Origin of the sequence: Mycobacterium zoologicum, assembly GCF_020181635.2 — a bacterium.
In the GTDB taxonomy this organism is placed as follows: domain Bacteria; phylum Actinomycetota; class Actinomycetes; order Mycobacteriales; family Mycobacteriaceae; genus Mycobacterium; species Mycobacterium zoologicum.
In genome coordinates this window covers 19,034-35,684 of record NZ_JAYJJS010000014.1, presented here as the reverse complement: position 1 = coordinate 35,684, position 16,651 = coordinate 19,034, and the positions used below count along the sequence as shown (strand labels likewise).

16 protein-coding genes, 1 tRNA gene and 1 pseudogene are annotated in these 16,651 nt (G+C 65.6%); 11 read left to right on the top strand and 7 right to left on the bottom strand.

All coding sequences use genetic code 11. From position 1 onward, the window contains the following. Positions 1-4 precede the first annotated feature (4 nt). The gene (locus K6T84_RS12965; RefSeq protein ID WP_224865551.1) at positions 5-1,651 is read left to right on the top strand and encodes a recombinase RecB; all 1,647 of its coding nucleotides are present in this window, start codon (positions 5-7) and stop codon (positions 1,649-1,651) included. Positions 1,652-1,657: 6 nt separating this feature from the next. On the opposite strand, the gene K6T84_RS12960 is transcribed toward K6T84_RS12965, so the two are convergent. Further along, positions 1,658-2,053, bottom strand: coding sequence for a hypothetical protein (locus K6T84_RS12960; RefSeq protein WP_224865550.1), 396 nt, complete (start codon positions 2,051-2,053; stop codon positions 1,658-1,660). Positions 2,054-2,104: 51 nt separating this feature from the next. Between K6T84_RS12960 and K6T84_RS12955 the strand changes: the two genes are divergently transcribed. The 3 genes from K6T84_RS12955 to K6T84_RS12945 are packed head-to-tail and all read left to right on the top strand — an operon-like array spanning position 2,105 to position 3,594. Next, complete coding sequence (locus K6T84_RS12955; protein ID WP_224865549.1) at positions 2,105-2,410, top strand: DUF732 domain-containing protein; 306 nt, start codon at positions 2,105-2,107, stop codon at positions 2,408-2,410. Between the two features lie 48 nt (positions 2,411-2,458). Continuing rightward, complete coding sequence (locus K6T84_RS12950; RefSeq protein ID WP_408066105.1) at positions 2,459-3,148, top strand: VldE C-terminal domain-containing protein; 690 nt, start codon at positions 2,459-2,461, stop codon at positions 3,146-3,148. 38 nt (positions 3,149-3,186) lie between these two features. After that, positions 3,187-3,594 carry a DUF6319 family protein gene (locus K6T84_RS12945; protein WP_224865548.1) on the top strand — a complete coding sequence of 136 codons (408 nt, stop codon included), beginning with the start codon at positions 3,187-3,189 and terminating at the stop codon, positions 3,592-3,594. Positions 3,595-3,684: 90 nt separating this feature from the next. Here the strand turns inward: K6T84_RS12945 and K6T84_RS12940 are convergent. After that, positions 3,685-3,848, bottom strand: a pseudogene (locus K6T84_RS12940) (type 1 glutamine amidotransferase domain-containing protein); the annotation flags it as partial. A 265-nt stretch (positions 3,849-4,113) separates the two neighbouring features. Continuing rightward, positions 4,114-4,737, bottom strand: a complete 624-nt coding sequence (locus tag K6T84_RS12935; RefSeq protein WP_225400198.1) for a uracil-DNA glycosylase — start codon at positions 4,735-4,737, stop codon at positions 4,114-4,116. Here K6T84_RS12935 and K6T84_RS12930 point away from each other — a divergent pair. Beyond that, positions 4,736-4,939 (top strand): tryptophan-rich sensory protein, encoded by a 204-nt coding sequence (locus K6T84_RS12930; RefSeq protein ID WP_224865546.1) that lies wholly within the window; start codon positions 4,736-4,738, stop codon positions 4,937-4,939. The genes K6T84_RS12935 and K6T84_RS12930 overlap by 2 nt on opposite strands. A 24-nt stretch (positions 4,940-4,963) precedes the next feature. On the opposite strand, the gene K6T84_RS12925 is transcribed toward K6T84_RS12930, so the two are convergent. After that, complete coding sequence (locus K6T84_RS12925) at positions 4,964-7,330, bottom strand: AAA family ATPase (protein WP_225400199.1); 2,367 nt, start codon at positions 7,328-7,330, stop codon at positions 4,964-4,966. 53 nt (positions 7,331-7,383) lie between these two features. Then, entirely contained in the window at positions 7,384-7,845 is a 462-nt protein-coding gene (locus K6T84_RS12920; protein WP_225400200.1) for a hypothetical protein, read from the bottom strand. A gap of 758 nt (positions 7,846-8,603) precedes the next feature. On the opposite strand from K6T84_RS12920, the gene K6T84_RS12915 reads away from it, so the two are divergent. The 5 genes from K6T84_RS12915 (at position 8,604) to K6T84_RS12895 (ending at position 13,682) form a co-directional block, all read left to right on the top strand. Next, positions 8,604-8,924: a hypothetical protein gene (locus K6T84_RS12915; RefSeq protein WP_224865543.1), complete on the top strand. Its 321-nt coding sequence runs from the start codon at positions 8,604-8,606 to the stop codon at positions 8,922-8,924. Beyond that, positions 8,914-9,663 carry a hypothetical protein gene (locus K6T84_RS12910; protein WP_225400201.1) on the top strand — a complete coding sequence of 250 codons (750 nt, stop codon included), beginning with the start codon at positions 8,914-8,916 and terminating at the stop codon, positions 9,661-9,663. Before K6T84_RS12915 ends, K6T84_RS12910 begins: the two co-directional genes overlap by 11 nt. A 510-nt stretch (positions 9,664-10,173) precedes the next feature. Next, positions 10,174-10,710, top strand: a complete 537-nt coding sequence (locus tag K6T84_RS12905) for a helix-turn-helix domain-containing protein (protein WP_224865541.1) — start codon at positions 10,174-10,176, stop codon at positions 10,708-10,710. 12 nt (positions 10,711-10,722) lie between these two features. Beyond that, the gene (locus tag K6T84_RS12900; protein ID WP_224865540.1) at positions 10,723-11,295 is read left to right on the top strand and encodes a PIN domain-containing protein; all 573 of its coding nucleotides are present in this window, start codon (positions 10,723-10,725) and stop codon (positions 11,293-11,295) included. Between the two features lie 17 nt (positions 11,296-11,312). Continuing rightward, on the top strand, positions 11,313-13,682 hold the full coding sequence (locus K6T84_RS12895) for a TOTE conflict system archaeo-eukaryotic primase domain-containing protein (RefSeq protein WP_329786689.1): 2,370 nt from the start codon (positions 11,313-11,315) through the stop codon (positions 13,680-13,682). Between the two features lie 245 nt (positions 13,683-13,927). On the opposite strand, the gene K6T84_RS12890 is transcribed toward K6T84_RS12895, so the two are convergent. Next, positions 13,928-14,001, bottom strand: a tRNA-Pro gene (locus K6T84_RS12890). Between the two features lie 158 nt (positions 14,002-14,159). On the opposite strand from K6T84_RS12890, the gene K6T84_RS12885 reads away from it, so the two are divergent. After that, positions 14,160-15,848 (top strand): patatin-like phospholipase family protein, encoded by a 1,689-nt coding sequence (locus K6T84_RS12885; RefSeq protein ID WP_224865537.1) that lies wholly within the window; start codon positions 14,160-14,162, stop codon positions 15,846-15,848. 22 nt (positions 15,849-15,870) lie between these two features. On the opposite strand, the gene K6T84_RS12880 is transcribed toward K6T84_RS12885, so the two are convergent. Continuing rightward, positions 15,871-16,638 (bottom strand): sulfite exporter TauE/SafE family protein, encoded by a 768-nt coding sequence (locus tag K6T84_RS12880; RefSeq protein ID WP_408066108.1) that lies wholly within the window; start codon positions 16,636-16,638, stop codon positions 15,871-15,873. Positions 16,639-16,651 lie beyond the last annotated feature (13 nt).

Sequence of the window (16,651 nt, the reverse complement as noted above, 5' to 3'; positions counted from 1 at the left end):
CGGCATGGATATCTATCTCAGCGGCTACGCGGCGAAGACGTGCGCCCGGGTCACTCACAACAAGTTCGGCCCGGCAACCCTGGAGCCGGTAGCCGTCCCACCGGATCTATTGGCGTTGCGTGAGGTCGGAATCGCTTTCGAGGCTTCGATTTTCGATGAGCTCCGGTACTGCCTCCCGGAATCCGGGCAGCTGCTGATCGTGGACCCCGACATTGGGTCCAGCCAACGGCAGCGGGCGACCGTCGCAGCAATGGACGCCGGTGTCGCGGTTATCGCCGGCGGATGCCTGCCGAGTATCGGCGGCCGGTCCGGGCAGCCCGACGTGCTCATCCGGAGTGAGGCAGGCTATCTGCCGGTCGACGTCAAGGGCCACCGCACACTGGCCACGACGAAGAAGGGAGCAGTGGAACTGTCGCCGTTGGCCGCACCGGCTCAGCCATTGGCGCACAACGGATTCAGCAATCACGCGGCGCGGTGGCGCGACGATGCCATGCAGCTGGCGCATTACACCCGGATGTTGCAGGAGCTGGGATATCACACCGGTGCGCACCGCGGCGGGATCATCGGCACCTCGGACCTGACCGGGCTCATCGGTGATCCACACGGCATCACCTGGTATGACCTGGACGCCGAGACCATCCTCAGCTACTCCGATGCCGAACCGTCGTACCGCGCGAAGCGCTCCGTCATGGAGTACTACGACCACGAGTTCGCGTTCCGGCTCGCGGTGGCCCAGGCCGCAGCGTCTGGACGGGAACTGGTGCGGCCCTATCGTATCGAGGCCTGCAACACCTGCGAGTGGTTCGACCACTGCGCCGAGGTAGCCGGCGACAACGACGCGTCGTTCACCCTCGACGCGGGCCATCTCAACGTCCGGGAGTGGCAGTATCTGTACGACCACTGCGGCGACGGGGCGACACTGACCGTCACGCAACTGGCCGAGGCCCAGCCCGACGCCGAGGCGTTCGCCATCCAGTCCGTGGGCACCCAGAAGCCGGCAGGCCGGCTTGCCAATGCGATCCGGCGATCCCGGATGGCCTGCGCCGGAGCCGATGTCGAGCCCCGCGGTCCCGATCTCCCGGTGGTGCCGTCGGCCGACATCGAGGTCGACTTCGACATCGAGTGGGACGGCGACCAACGTGTCTATCAATGGGGCCTGCGCATCCGGGACGGTCAGGACGACACCACCGCCCGTTACGAACCGGTCATCTCCTTCGAGGCGCTCGACGACGCCGGCGAAGCCGCACTGGCCACCGAATTCTCCTCCCGCATATGGGGGTTACGCACCCAGGCGCAACGTGAGGGCAGGACGCTGCGGGTCTTCCACTGGAGCCATCCGGAAGTCTCGATCACCCGCAGGTTCGCCGACGCCAGCGCCGCACTGGACGGACTCACCTTCGACCTGCTCAAGTGGTTCGACGCCACGTATTTCGCCCGTACCCGGTCGTCGATCAAACTGGTCGCCGGCTATTTCGACTTCCATTGGGACGTCGACGATCCGGGCGGTCTGATGTCGCAGAGTTCGATCGAGGCCGCTCGTGGACATGGACCGCAGGCCGACGCTGCGCGCCGGTGGTGTCTGGCCTACAACGAGTGTGACGTCGCCGCGCAGGCCGCGATCCGAGACGGGTTGCGCCGCTTGGCGCGCTGATCCTGCTCAGCCCTGTTGCGCCACCGACGGGCAGATGTTCGAGTGCGCCGCCGCCACCACCGTTTCGGCGGTCGGTTTGGCGATCTGAAGATACGCCGTGACCTGGTCGGTGATGAGGCTGGTCGGGTATTTGGGGAACTCCAGGCAGGCGGTCCGACCGGCGGCCAGCCGGCGCGCTTCGCTGCCGGGCGCGAACAGTCCGCGGATGGAGTTGAGGTAGGCCATCTCGGCCGGGCTCGGGTAGGTCGACTTCTGGTCGTTGCACAACAGGATGTCCGGGCTGTTGCCGCAGTAGTCGGGGTCGCGCGGATTCAGCGGGTCGGCGTGAGCCGATGACGCTGAACCGAGGAGCCCTGCCAGCACGCTTGCGGCCAGGGCCATCGCCACGGCGGTTGATTTCACGTCCAGCGCCTTTCTCTTTTCGCCGCTGACGCTAGCAGTAGCATCGCCGTTATGACATGGATCGCGCCGGCGGGAGCCGCCTGGACGGCCGCGGCGGTCGCTGCGTTGCTGGGTGCCTCACCGGCCCACGCCGACGACGCCTCCTTCATGAAGTACCTCAATTCACACGGGTACACCGCCCGCTATGCCGGTGACGAGCCGATATCGGAGCCCAGCGTGCGCGCGCTGGGACACATGATCTGCGAGAACCTGCATGTCGGCCGCAGTGTGGAGGCCCAGCTGCCGCATTATCCGGCGTGGCCGCAGTTCACTCTGATCGCCGACGGCGCACGCGCGGAACTGTGCCCGGGCTCCTGACGCCGCCGGTACAGCCAATTCCGAGTCCCATTCATTAAGGTGCTTGGGGTGAAGTGGGGGAAGATCGCCCGGATCTGCGGTCGCGGCCTCGCCATCGTGGCGTCGCTGGCGGTCTCCGCGGCACTGATCTACGCCCAGGACAAGAACGACGCCAAGCCCAAACCTACCGAGACCGCCCAGGCGGCACCGCCGAGCGCAGCACCGACGTCGGCGCCGCCCGCCGGCACGATGCGCGTCGCCAACCCCGCCGAGGTCGCCGCGCTGGCCGCCAGCGTTCCGATGCCCAGTGAGGGCCAACAGTTCGCGTTCCCGCTGCCGGCCGGGGTGGCCGCCGAGAACGGACTGCAGGTCAAGACCATCTGGGCGGCCCGCACCATCGGGGTGCTGTTCCAAGAGATCACGACCATCTACGGCTACCGCCAGGACCCGCTCAAGTGGCATCCCGACGGGCTGGCCATCGATGTGATGATCCCCGACTATCACAGCGACGCCGGAATTCAGCTGGGCGACCAGATCGCCGGATATGCCTTGGCCAACGCCAAGCGCTGGGGCGTCAACCACGTGATCTGGCGGCAGAAGATCTACCCCGGCGTCGGCGGCGGAAATTGGACCTCGGACTATGGCAACGAGACCGCCAATCACTACGACCACGTCCACATCGCTACCGATGGCGGCGGCTACCCGACCGGGAATGAGACCTATTTCATCGCCTCGATGACGCCGACACCCACGGCCTGAGACACCCATTTGATCGAACGCGTGTTCTAATGACTTCCATGACCACATTCGCCACCGAAGCCCTGCTCGCCACCGACTACGTGCCCGCCGACCCGGCCGCAGAGACGTTTGCGTCCGATGCCCCGCAGAGCCCGGCTCCGGAGTCCAAGGCGCCCGCCAAGAAGGCGGCCGGTAAGAAGGCCAAGACCCTCGAACTGACGCTGACTGTGACCGGTACCGCCGACGGCGAATGGCACGCCGAGATCAAGCAGGGCAGCAGCTACCTGGTCCGGGGTCTGGCGGTCGCCGCGGCCGCGGTGTCGCGGGCCGCCAAGGAACTGCACGAGGACCTGTTCACACCGATCGAGGCGTTGATGGACGAGGCGCGCTCGCAGCAGGCCGCGCGGATCGCCGTGCTGGAAGCCGAACTCGAGGCGGCGCGCAAAGTTCTCGCCGACCTGGACTGAGGGAGCCACGATGACCGGTCGATTCTTACCAGACGAAGACCGACCGCGAGATACCCGTGGCGATCTGCGAGCTGACCGGCTGAGCCGGCCTCAGCGGCCCAGTACGGCGACGACCTTCTTGGCGGTCGACTTGGCCGAGCCCGGGTTCTGTCCCGTCACCAGCCGTCCGTCGGCGACGACGCGCCGCGCTGCTTAATCTGCGCCTCGACGTTGTAGGGCACCAGTTTGTCGACGCGGGCCAGGACCTCCTCCGATCAGAAGAACCCGGTCAACGTGGTAGGCGTGCGTCAGCTCCGAGCGCCACAGTCCGGTCGGCTCGGATGGGTCAGCATAGTGCGAGACGTTGGACACGACGTTGAGATGCGCTTGGTCATCCGCCAAGCATCACCCCGCGGACCCGGTTGCGCCAGCAGCCGACGTCCCGGTGACCGGGCCGAGGCGCACCGGCTGCTCGACTCGTCGGGGGAGGTCGGGAAGACGCTGTTGAAGGTGCGCGAGGCGTGATCGTCGCGGAAGTCACTACGTGACAGCGCGGAACGCCATGGTGAAGGCTGCGGCAAGACTGGCCACGTAGTCACTTTCCAGCTGATCGCTGTGCTGCCGCTTGATCCAGGACGGATGCTCGGTGAACAGCAACTTCGGACCCGCGTTGTCGATCACGTCCAGGTCCAGGGACTGACAGGGGCGTTCCAACTTCTGCGCCTGCCGGTCGTACAACCTCTCCAGAGCGTGCTTGGCGTCTTGGCCCAGTCCGATGACCAACCTGGGCCGAACGATCTTCAACTCAAGGTTCAGGTAGGGACTGCAATTGCTGACCCAGGTGTCCAGCGATTCGCGATTCTGCGGTGGGTGGCAATGAACGACGTTGGTGATAAAGACATCCCGCTTCTCGATGCGCGCGCGCTCAAAGCTCTGATCCAGCAGCTGCCCGGAGCCTCCGGTGAAGGGAATCTGCGAATCCATGCACAGCTTGCCGCACAAGCTCTGACCGACCAGGGCCACCGGTGAGTCCACCGCCCCGTAGCCGGGTGCGGATTCGGTCTCACCGGCGATGTTCAAGCCCGGGCAGAGCCTGCACACCTTGATCGCCGCTGCCAGGACAGCCATGTGCCTACGCCGGTCGTCAACGCTGGGTGCGTTCATGCTCGACAGCATAGGAGCAGGCTCTGACGACTCGCGGGGCTTCGCGCTGCTGGGCATCCTGCTGCTGGACGTCGCCGTCGCAGTCACCATCGCCGCGTTCTGGAAAGTCCATCGCACCGCCGCACTCATGCTGCTGCCGTACCTCGCATGGATCCTGTTCGCGACAGTGCTCAACTACTCGGTGTGGTCGCTGAACAGCTGACGTGCACCGCCCTGTGTTGGCATGTCATCGCGAACCCCCGACCCAGCCGAAGAACTCGTCCGCGGTGAACACCGGTTTCCCGTATTCCTGAGCCTTGCGGGCTTTCCCGGACTGGGTTCCGGCTTCGGCGATGACCAGTACCTCGCAACGGGTCTTGGTCACCGAGCGCACCGGTGCCAGTCCGGCCCGGGCGGCCAGCCGCTCCATCTCGTCGCGTTCCACCACGCGGCCTTGGCCGTCGACCGCGGTACCGGTGAAGCAGATGCGGGCACCGGGAACAAGGATCGTGTCGATGTTCTGGTCGGTTTGCGGTGCCTGAGCCAGCGCGATGTCCAACTCACCGACGCCCAATGCCTGCAACGCATCTCGTAGGCGCGCCTGCACCTGGTCGGGGATGCGGGTCCGGGACGCCGCCAGCATCAATTGGTCGGCTGCGCTCTGGCGTGCCGCGTGCTCCCAATCCGTCTCACCAGAGCAGGCAACGCTATCGGCGGGCGTGATGCCCAGCAGGATGGATCCGAGACCGCGGCTGATCCGCAGCAATGCGGACAGGGCCGGCAGGTGCGCTGCCGTCGGGGTCTCGACCTCGTGGTCGCGACTGACCAGGATCCCCGAAAGCGCGTCGGTCTCGTCGGGCTCGTCGAATGGTGTTGAGCCGGCCGTCAGATCGACGGCACCGAGAGCATCGAGTGCGGATCTGGCCCGCTGCAGCGCCGTGTCGCCGGTCACGGTCGTGCCCCGCAGCTCGATCCCCAGCGGCATGGGAATGACCTGACCCAACCGTTTGAGTTCGAAGTCGAGCAACCCCAGCGTCTCGTCGACCTTCACGCCGACCGGCGTGCACCCGGCCAGCATCGGCGCAATGACCGACCAGGCCTCCCGCAGTGTGGGCGCCAGCAGCACGTCCGCCACCCCGATCCGGTAAGCCTGGCGGGCGTCGGCCAGATCACGCTGCGGATTGATGAGCGTCGACACAGCGGTGCCGTCATCGAACGCCACCGCCAACTCCACCGGACGCGGCCGGGACATCCGGCCCTCATCGCCCACGGTGAGCAGTCCGATCGCACAGAACCGTCGAGAGCCTCCGGTGGCGGCCGAGGCGCGCAGGAACCGGGCGATCCGGCGGTCCACTTTCAGATCTTTCGGCAGCACAGGGCGTTTGAGCACCAGCCCAGCCAACGACGTGCACCGGCTCAGTGCCACGTACAGCTGGCCCGTGGAGAACATCCCACCCGACAGGTCCACCACCAGCCGGTCGAGGGTCTGGCCCTGGCTCTTGTGAATGGTAATGGCCCAGGCCAGCTTGAACGGCAGCTGGGTGAAGGTGCCGACAACCTCGCGGCGCAGGGATCCGCCGTCGACTACCGGGCGGGTGGCCTCCCAGGTGAACGGGGCGACCTCGGCGGCGTCCCCATCGGGGAACTCGACGTCGACCACCGCCCCGTGCCGGTTGTAGCCCACCCCCACCACGCGGCCAATGGAACCGTTCACCCAGCGCTCCGCCTGATCGTTGTTGAGCATCATCACCTGGGCCCCGACCTTGAACCGCAACTCGTCTTCGAGCGGCTTGTCGAACAACGACAGGTCACCGGATTCGGTGGCGCGATGCACCATCTCCTCGCCGGGTAACCGTTCGAGCTGCTGGCGGTTGCGGGCCGTGACCAGCCTGTTGGTGGGAGCCAATGTCAACCAGAACTCGTCGTCGGGCGGTACGAAGTCGGCGTCCACCCGGGAATCCAGATGCTGCCGGGCGTGTCCGAGCAAGACGCCTTCGCGAATCTCGTTGAGAATCGCGGTCATCCGATCGTCACCGAGCTGACGGAACACCGTCGTCAGCGAGACGCTCGGGAAGTCCTCACGGTTGAAAGCGTTCGCCGAAAAGAAGTACGGGGTGTCGTACGTCGTTGAAAAATATTGCTGCTCACCGTCAGTCACCACCGGCGGCAGCTGGTACAGGTCGCCGACCAAGACGACTTGCACACCACCGAACGCATTTCCCGGCTCCGGGCCGAACCGTCGCAACGCCGACGCGATCATGTCGAACACGTCCGCGCGCACCATCGACGCCTCGTCGATGATCAGCGTTTGCAGCCTGCCCAACGTCTTGGTGAAGCGTCCGGGCCGATAATCGCCACCGGTGACATCGGACAGCGTTGTGGTGGGCCGAAATCCGAACAGCCGGTGGATGGTGTGGCCGTCGACGTTGAGGGCAGCGATACCGGTCGGTGCGACGACCACGACGTTGCGTTCGGTGTCGGCCATGAAATGGCGGATGAGCGTCGACTTGCCGGTGCCGGCCTTACCTGTCAGGAACAGGTTCCGGCCGGCCGCCAGCAGTCCCAACGCTTCTCGGAACTCGTCGGTCAGCACGACCGTGTTGCTCGCTACCACGGTTGGACCCTACCGAGTGAAAATGCGGTCGAGTTGTTGGTCGATCACGGCGCCTATTCCCCGGCGGACGTGCCCGCCAGTGCATCCAGTACCCGATCGATGAACCGGTCGGCGTTACCCCGAAGGCCGTCGTTCGTGTATTGGGTCGTGTCGACCACAATCGGATTCCCCGATGCGAAGTGCACCATCACTGCGCGCCGGTACGTTCGCTCCCCGAAAGCGTCCGCCGATCCACAGGCTTTGACGTCGACTCCAATGACCTGGCTCAACGGCCGGATCAGCGCATCCAGATTCTGCTCCTCCGCGGCGTCTGCGATGTAGTCCAGCAGTCCGATCGCGTGCCGGTCGATCCACACCAGACGGCACTGCTGATCAGGCAGCTTCTCGCGAGCGAAGCCTTCAACCGGCCATCTCCCGACCAGCACCCCGATCTGCTCAACCACGACCCTGGGCGGCCGCGACCAGTCCGGGAATACATCCCTGGCGATCTGCCGGAGCCGGTCTTCTTTCGTCACGAACGACAAGTTTGCCCCGCAATGCGCCATGGCGCAGTCCGCCACGCGGTCCTGGGACAGGCAGCAGCGGTCGGTCCACGTCGGCAGCCACTGTCGCAGCTGCCGGTTCAGGCGCCCGAGCGCGGCATCTACGTGCGACGAAACGCCTGCAATACTCGCTCCAACCATCTCGGTCGAGGTCGCAGAGGCGGTATTGGCTCTGGATCAGCCAGGAAGCGGTTCGCCGTTTCGGTGAGCACGCGTGCCCGCCGACGTAGCTGTACTTCTCGGCCCTGTCTCTCCTCTTCAGGGGCGCTCTCGATGTCTAGCGACGCAGTTCGAGTGGACACGGTGCGGACGGCCGCATGGATCTTCCCCGCGTGGTTCAGCACGGACGACTTCGTGGAGGAAGCTGGTGTCGTCGTGGTGGCAGAGATAGCTCAGAGTGCGCCAATTGCCGGGTTGGTCCAGCTGGGCAATCTTCTCCGCCGTCAAGTCTTGGCGCCACTTCCGCTCAACGTCGGGCGGGACCGCGTACTGACGGTAGTAACGTGACCGATCAGCCCGTCACCTGGGCGCGGCGGGACATCGCCAGTCCCGCGGCGGCAGCGTTGGCGAGCAGGGCGCTGGGCGGGAACTGACCGCTTCAGCCATACCGCCCGGACTACCCCAGACTGGTCCTCGAAGTAGATGTGCCCCTTCGGATCCAGTCGCTGCACCTCACCACGCCGCGACGAGAATCCATTGCAGTACTGCACAGATATGTATAGAGTTGCAGAATGTCCCCGACAGTGAACGTGCCCGTGTCCCTCGCGGCGCGCAAGGGTGTCTCCGCCCTCGCTGAGCTGAGCGAGGACAACCGTGTGGCCCTGACCAGTCACGGTCGGGTGGTCGCCGTGGTGGATTCCCCCGCCCGCGTCGATGCCGAGGTGCGCGAGGTCCGCGAAGCCGCTTGGGCCGTCGCGGAGTCCGCCGCAGACCTGGTTGCGCAGCGGTCTCGCCGGTACAGCCTGGACGAGCTGTGCGCGAAGGTTGGTGTCGACGCCCACCGTGTGCGGCAGCGCGCGGAGCAACTGCGCGCCGGGTCGGATGCGCGGTAACCAGCGGCCGCCCGACGATCAGGCCGAGATCGTCTTCTCCGAGGACTTTCTGCTGTACTTGGACGAGCTGACACTCGATGAGCGGGAGTCGGTGATCACCGAGGTGGTGACTCTTTGTGAGAACCCAATCGGCAAGCACCCTCTGAGCAACCGGTCGGCCGCCGACCGCCTCGCGGGCCTGAACACCGTGGAGGTGCTCAGCCGCAAGCACCGCGTCGTCTTCGCCGCACGCCTCGAGCAGGGTGTCGGGCTCATCGAGGTGATCTGCGCCGGCCCGCGCACCGCGAACGCGGTCTATGACGTCGCGAACGCCCTGGTGCGGTCGGGGCGGCTCACCGAAGAAGAGGCCACCCAGCTCTGGGACGCTCTCGCCCTGCTCGACGTCATCGCCGAGAAGGTGGGCCTCAACGGCTGGGACTACGCGCCCCCACCCGCTGAGGCAGACCTGGTTCGGGCACTGGTGCAACTGGGACTGCTCCCCGAAGAACTCGCCGCAGTGGTGTCGCGCGCCGAAGCCGAAGCCGCGATGCGAGACGGTTACGACGAGTCCGGCCAGCCCGACCAGTACAACGCCCTGGCCGCGGTCATGCGCGCCGCACGCACCCGATCGGATTACGCGGACGCCACCGACATCCTCAAGCGCCGCACCGAAAAACGCTGCGGCGCCGCGATGCCACGGGCACGGACCACCTGCATCCGTCGGATTGGTCACCCGGGACCGCACCGCGCGACGGGATGAGTCCGCTCCACCGTCGCGACTGGCACCAGAGCGCCGCGCCATCCGTTCAGCCCAGCCGATTCTCAAGGCCAGAAGCGCCCCCTGGTTCACCGGAAACAGCAGGACAGCGTCGCCAGCACCCCCGAGTGGTTGTCATCTCGGGTACGCATGCTGAAGAAATTTCCGTATCTTCGCAAGTCAATACCCATTTTCCTAAGTCGGGCTGACAGGATTTGAACCTGCGACCACTTGACCCCCAGGAAGTAGCGGTAACGCGTTTTCCCAGGTCGCCGGCGGCCGTGTCCCCCCAGGTGCGGTGCGTGACGTTCATGGATGCGCAGGTCGTTCGGTATCGCGCATGACGTGTGGTCCCTGGGTGGTCCCGCACCCCAGGGGCCGGGTTGCCGTGCTCTTCGCCGCCCAAATTCCAGCGGCCGTTGTCCTGCGATCCGGCCGTGCGGCTCTGACGGAGACGCGGTATTGTTCGAACATCCCGAAATTTATTTCGTTTTGGTTGGATAGGAGCCCGGAGTGAGCGCAGAGGTGGTCGAGGCGGCAACGTTCGTCCCGGAAGGGCGTGACGAGATGGCCCTCGTCGTCGGGTTCCTCGCCGCTCATGAGCGGGTGCGCGGGTCGGCCGCCTCGCCTCGTTATGCGCTCGTTGGGGTCGACGAGCACGACCGGATCGACCTACCGCCGACAGTGCATCAAGCGCTGAAAAAAGTGGTGGCCGCACTCCATGCCGGCAAGGCCGTCACCATCGCGCCACAGACGATGAAGCTGACCACCCAACAAGCCGCAGACCTGTTGGGAGTCAGCCGCCCGACGGTGGTCCGCCTGATCACCGACGGTACGTTGCCGGCTGAGCGGATCGGCAATCGCCATCGACTGTTGCTCGACGACGTTCTCACCTACCGCGAGCAACGTCGCAATCGCCAGTATGAGGCGCTGGCGGCCACCGCGGTCGACATCGACGCTGACGACGACCCGGAAGTAATTCGCCAGCAGCTGCGTGAGGCGCGCCGAGTCGTCGCCGGGCGGCGGCGAGCCAACGCCACCACGCGCTGACAACATCGAAAAATGTTCGCTGCGCTGTTGGACACCTCAGTGCTGTGGCCAAGCCTGCAGCGGGATTTCCTGCTGTCGCTCGCAGTCGAGGGGTTGTACCGACCGCTGTGGTCAACAGCGATCCTCGATGAATTGCGTTACCACGAAGCGCAGAAGCTCATCGGCCGCGGTCACGACCCAGCTCCCGCGGCACGGCGAGCGCAACACCTGGTCGATCGCATGAGCACAGCTTTCGATGACGCCATCGTGGTGAACTGGGAAAGCCTAGAAGGCACGTTTGGGCTGCCCGACATCGATGACGAACACGTTGTTGCCGCTGCACTGGTTGGCGGAGCGGAGGTGATCGTCACCAATAATTTGAAGGACTTTCCCCCGTCAAAGATCCCCAAACTACTCACGGTGATCTCACCGGCTCAGTTCGCCGGCGACACCGTCGCGGTGTCCCCCGACGTCGCCTATCGAGCAGTGATTGCGATGGCTTCCAGATTCGTTCGGCCTTCGTCCAGTGTCGACGAGATCCTCGACCACCTCGTGGCACGCTACGCCATGTTCGAGGCCGTCGAACTCATCCGCAGCGTCATGTAGCCGCTATTCAAGGAGGAGTGATCGTTAGCGGTATCGAGAATTTCCCCGGCGAGTTGGACACGCTGCGCGCCGACAATGTGCGTCTGCGGCGTCTTCTTCAGCTGAGTGAGGAACAGGCACGTGCCGCCGCCAGCGACCAGGCGACGCTAACGGGAGCGCCGACCTCACCGGTGACAATGGGTTCCAGCTCTGCCGATAAGGTGCGGTTCTTCTTCGATCTGTTCCGTTGTCGCACCGATGTTTACGCACTGCGCTGGGAGAATCGACGAGATGGCCGCTCGGGCTGGATGCCGGCGATCAAAGGCTACTGGCGCAAGGGGATGAATCGGGCCGACGCGCCGTATCTCCCACTGACGCCCGAGGTTGTCGATGCGCATCTGCGTGGTGAGGCACATATCGGTTTGTATCCGCTCAGCGATGATGACACCTGTTGGTGGGTCGCGGCGGACTTCGACAAGCAAGCCGCGATGCTTGACGCGCTCGCCTACATGAAAGCAGCACGGTCCTATGGGATTCCGGCCGCACTGGAGGTATCGCAATCCGGACGCGGCGCTCATGTGTGGATCTTCTTCGCTCATGAGATCTCGGCATCGGTAGCTCGCAGCATCGCCACAAGTCTGCTGGGTGAGGCATTCCGCCTGCGTGGCAGCATGCAACTGAGCAGCTATGACCGCTTGTTCCCGTCCCAGGATGTGCACACCGGACGTGGGGTGGGCAATCTGATCGCCGCCCCGATGAACGGCAAGCGCCGCCAACACGGCACTACCGTCTTCCTCGATCCGGCCACCCTGGAGCCCTACGAGGATCAGTGGGCCTACCTGTCCAGCATCGCCCGATTGTCCACCAAAGACGTGACCGCGTTGGCGCGCCAACTTCCCGCCCCACAGATCGGCCACCATGTCCGGCGTCTGCAACTACCGACGTCGTCGCGCATCATCCCACGACCGGCGGCAATCGTGCGGGCAGAGTTCAGCTCACGACTCACCCTGACCGCCAACGATCTGGGCCCGGCGATGATCTCGGCCGTCAAACACGCCGCATCGATACGCAACCCGGAATTCGATGCGCGCCAACGCGCCCGCCGCAGCACCTGGGACACACCACGATTCCTCTACAGCTACGACGAAACCGCTGACGGAGACCTTGTCCTGCCCCGTGGCCTGCATCCCCTGCTGAATGATCTCGTCGCATCGGCCGACAGCACGTTGCATGTGGACGACAAACGTGTTCTTGGCGAACCCCACCACCTCACCTGCAGTACGCCGCTGCGAACGTCCCAGACCGCCGCATTGCACCAGCTCCTCGAACAAGACACCAGTGTTCTCGTCGCGCCACCGGGTACCGGCAAGACAGTCATCGCTTGCGCGGCAATCGAATCGCGATCTACCTCGACACTGGTATTGGTCGATCGCAAAGCCCTCGCCGACCAATGGCGCGACCGCATCAGCAGGCACCTCGGTTTCAAGTGCGGTCAAATCGGCGGCGGACGGTCGAAAGCCACCGGCATCCTCGACATCGCCCTGCTGCCAACACTCGCTCGCCGCGACAACGTCAAAGACATCACCGCCGACTACGGATTCGTCATCGTCGACGAATGCCACCACGTCGCCGCCAGCGCATTCTTCGGCGTCCTGACCCGCATCTCCGCACGGTACTGGCTCGGCTTGACCGCCACGCCGGAACGCCGCGACGGACTCGAAGACCTGATCTATCACCAACTCGGATCCCACCACGTGGCCATCGAGCCACCCAAGACCGGACAACTCCCCGTCGACGATTCCGACCTACTGACACCCCACCCGGTTCTGCACCTGCACCCAACCCCATTCCACTACAGCGGCGACGCCGACCCCACCGCACCCGGTGGAATGGCTGAGATCTACCGCGCCCTCGTCGCCGACCAGGCTCGACTTGAGCAGATCGTCGACGACGTGCGGGCTGCCGCCGAAACCGGGGCCAACATCCTGGTGCTCACCACCTGGGTCAAGCATCTCAACGCCATCACCGACCAACTACGCACCGCGGGAAGGGCTGTCACCGTTCTGTGCGGCGGCATGAAGGCTCGTGAACGCCGCCAGATCACCGACCAACTCGCCAACCACACGCCCGATTCGGACCCACTCCTGATCGTCGGCACCAGCTCGTTCATCGGCGAAGGCTTCGACTGCCCAGCCCTTGACACGCTGTTCCTGGCCGCCCCAATCACCTTCAAGAACCGGCTCGTGCAATACATCGGTCGCATCACCCGCCCCTACCCCTCGAAAACCACCGCAACCGTGCACGACTACCACGACGAGCTCACTCCCGTCATCGCCTCATCACTGAAGAAACGAGCGCCCGGCTACCTCAAGATGGGCTTCCCCGACCCACGCAAGATGATCCGATGAAACTACGGCTACCCCACTTGACCAGCGGTCAATTTCGGCAGCAAGAGGGCCGTCCGGGTGAGCCGTATAACGTGCACAGGCTCGCATAGCGTGCATAACGTGCGGTCTGGATGCCAGAAACTCCCAGGCACAAGCCAACCGAGGGCATCGCCAACACCACTGTGGTCCCAAGCGCGGCCACCACCGCAGGCGCCCATCACGGACTAATCGCAACATAACCGCAGTTCAGATCGCATTTTCCTAAGTCGGGCTGACAGGATTTGAACCTGCGACCACTTGACCCCCAGTCAAGTGCGCTACCAAACTGCGCCACAGCCCGCCGCCGCCGGATCAACCGGCAGCAGGTCGAAAGCCTACCGCAACGAACCGGGCGCCCCGAACCCGCGTGAGGCCCCCGGCGAGCCCGCCCATAACCGCGTAGGCTCGCCACGCGAGTTCGTCCCATCAGCGCCACGAGCCCCAGGAACCGCCTAACTCATGCAGATCCCGTTCGCCGAAGCCCTACTGGGCATGGTCGACCGTCGCCCGGACCCGATGATGATCACCGAGCCCCTGGTCGACGACGCCGAGGTGGTCGACGTCGTCGACACCGGCGACACCGTGCTGCTGCTGCAGAAGATGGAGAACCGGCTGGTCCGGCACTCGCTGCGCAAGCCCGAGGTGCTCAGCGCCGAGCAGCTGCGCCGGCTTCGCTACCTGTTGAACTTCGCGCGCCTCGGGGACTTCGAGCCGGGCGCGGCCGGCCCCGGCGGCACCCGCGGGCGTGGCGACGTCTCGGTCGGCGCCGAGCTGGCGCCGTGGCGGGCCAAGGTGGCCGAGGCCCTGCAGGGTCCGCTGCGCGCCGAACGCGACCCGGTGATCGCGCTGACCGCCGCCCGTGACGCGCTGGGCAACCTGGCCGCCGAACAGGACGAGCAGCGCCGGCAGCTGGCCGAGCGGCACGCAGGCGACTTCTCGCTTGCTGAACTCGACGCCGAGGTCGGCTACAAGAAGCTGGTCACGGTGCTCGGCGGCGGTGGCGGTTCGGGCTTCGTATACGTCGGCGGCATGCAGGCGCTGTTGGAGTCCGGCTCCACACCGGACTACCTGATCGGCTCGTCGTTCGGCTCGATCCTGGGTTCGGTGGTGGGCCGCATCCGGCCGGTGCCCATCGACGACTACGTCGAGTGGGCCAAGACGGTGTCGTTCCGCGCCATCCTGGGGCCCGAGCGTCTCACCCGCCGCCACGGCCTGACCGGGGCGTTCGCGCTGAACTTCGACAAGTTCGCCGACGCGATGTTCCGCCGCGAGGACGGCGAGCCGATGCGGATGTCGGATCTGGCCATTCCGTTCGACGCCGTGGTCGCCGGAGTGCGCCGGCAGCCGTTCGCGGCGCTGCCGTCGCGCTACCGCAACCAGAGCCTGGCCGCATTGAATCTGCGGTCTATCCCGTATCTGCCGATCGGTGTCGGCCCCCAGATCGCGACGCGGCTGTGGCAGACCGCCGCGTTCATCGATCCGCGGGTGGTCACCCCGCTGGTCATCGGCGGCGACAACCCCGACCGCGACGTCAACGTCGTCGACGCCGCGTCGTTCTCCTCGGCGATCCCCGGGGTGCTGCACCACGAGACCAAGGATCCGGCCATGGAGCCGCTGTTCGACGCGCTGCTGGCCGACAACGACGTCGCAGCCCTGGTGGACGGCGGCGCGGCCAGCAATGTGCCGGTCGAGCTGGCCTGGAAGCGCGTGCGCGACGGCCGGTTGGGCACCCGCAACGCGTGCTATCTCGCCTTCGACTGCTTCCATCCGCAGTGGGATCCCAAGCACCTGTGGCTGGTTCCGATCACCCAGGCCATCCAGTTGCAGATGGTGCGCAACGCCCCCTACGCCGATCATCTGGTCCGGTTCTCCCCGACCCTGTCGCCGGTGAACCTGGCACCGTCGGCGGCGACCATCGACCGAGCCTGCCAGTGGGGACGCGCCAGCGTCGAGCCCGCCGTTCCGGTGGTTTCAGCACTGCTGCAACCGATTTGGTGGGAAGGCGACAAGCCCGCGACCGCAGCTCCGAAGGCCGCCGTGGACACCAAGCCCACGCATCCCAGTGCGGCGTCGATGAGTTCGGTGATGGCCGCGGCGTTTCGGGCACCCCGCGGCCGGTTGCAGCGCTGGCGCAACCGGGGAATCTGACCGCGGCGAGGGCACACCCGGGCTATACCGAGAGCAGCCGGTAGAGCCCGATCAGGCCGACCACGATGATCACCGCCCGCAGCGCATTCGGTGACAGCCGGCGCCCGTAGTGCCCACCCAGGTATCCGCCGATCAGTGAGCCGATCGCGATCAATCCGGCTGCGGGCCAACTGATCCGGTCGAACGCCGTCAGAATGTAGGCACCCGCGGCGACGACGTTGACGATCAGCACAAGCAGGTTCTTCGCCGCGTTCATCCGCTGCATGGACTCGGGCAGGAGTACGCCCATGACGCCGATCAGCAGAATTCCTTGGGCCGCAGCAAAATAGCCGCCGTACACTCCGACGGCAAACGTACCGAGCGCCAACGCGACCATGCGGCCATTGCTGAGCTGGTCAACGGCGCGGCCCTGCGCCGCCGCCCGGCGCTGTGCCAGCGACTGAATCTTCGGGCCGATCACCACCAGAGCCAGGGCACCGATCAACAGCGCCGGGACGATTCGGTTGAAGACACTCTCGGGCAGGTGCAACAGCAGATACGCCCCGAGCAGCGCGCCGAGCAGCGAACCCGGGACCTGCCAGCGCAGCCGGTGCCACTGGCCACCCAGTTCACGACGGTATGCCCAGGTGCTGGAGATACCGCCGGCCACCAGGCCGATCGAGTTCGAGATGGTCGCGGTCAGTGGTGCGAAACCCAGTGTCACCAGCGTCGGAAAGGTGATCAGCGTGCCCGAGCCGACCAGTGAGTTGATCGCCCCGGCACCCACCCCGGCCAGGATGATCAACACCATCTGCGAGACCGGC

What these genes read in the sequence shown, in the direction of transcription:
- K6T84_RS12965 (WP_224865551.1), top strand. Translation starts at nt 5, where the DNA reads ATGGATATCTATCTCAGCGGCTACGCGGCGAAGACGTGCGCCCGGGTC.
- K6T84_RS12955 (WP_224865549.1), top strand. Translation starts at nt 2,105, where the DNA reads ATGACATGGATCGCGCCGGCGGGAGCCGCCTGGACGGCCGCGGCGGTC.
- K6T84_RS12945 (WP_224865548.1), top strand. Translation starts at nt 3,187, where the DNA reads ATGACCACATTCGCCACCGAAGCCCTGCTCGCCACCGACTACGTGCCC.
- K6T84_RS12930 (WP_224865546.1), top strand. Translation starts at nt 4,736, where the DNA reads ATGCTCGACAGCATAGGAGCAGGCTCTGACGACTCGCGGGGCTTCGCG.
- K6T84_RS12935 (WP_225400198.1), bottom strand. Translation starts at nt 4,737, where the DNA reads ATGAACGCACCCAGCGTTGACGACCGGCGTAGGCACATGGCTGTCCTG.
- K6T84_RS12915 (WP_224865543.1), top strand. Translation starts at nt 8,604, where the DNA reads ATGTCCCCGACAGTGAACGTGCCCGTGTCCCTCGCGGCGCGCAAGGGT.
- K6T84_RS12910 (WP_225400201.1), top strand. Translation starts at nt 8,914, where the DNA reads ATGCGCGGTAACCAGCGGCCGCCCGACGATCAGGCCGAGATCGTCTTC.
- K6T84_RS12900 (WP_224865540.1), top strand. Translation starts at nt 10,723, where the DNA reads ATGTTCGCTGCGCTGTTGGACACCTCAGTGCTGTGGCCAAGCCTGCAG.
- K6T84_RS12885 (WP_224865537.1), top strand. Translation starts at nt 14,160, where the DNA reads ATGCAGATCCCGTTCGCCGAAGCCCTACTGGGCATGGTCGACCGTCGC.
- K6T84_RS12880 (WP_408066108.1), bottom strand. Translation starts at nt 16,638, where the DNA reads ATGGTGTTGATCATCCTGGCCGGGGTGGGTGCCGGGGCGATCAACTCA.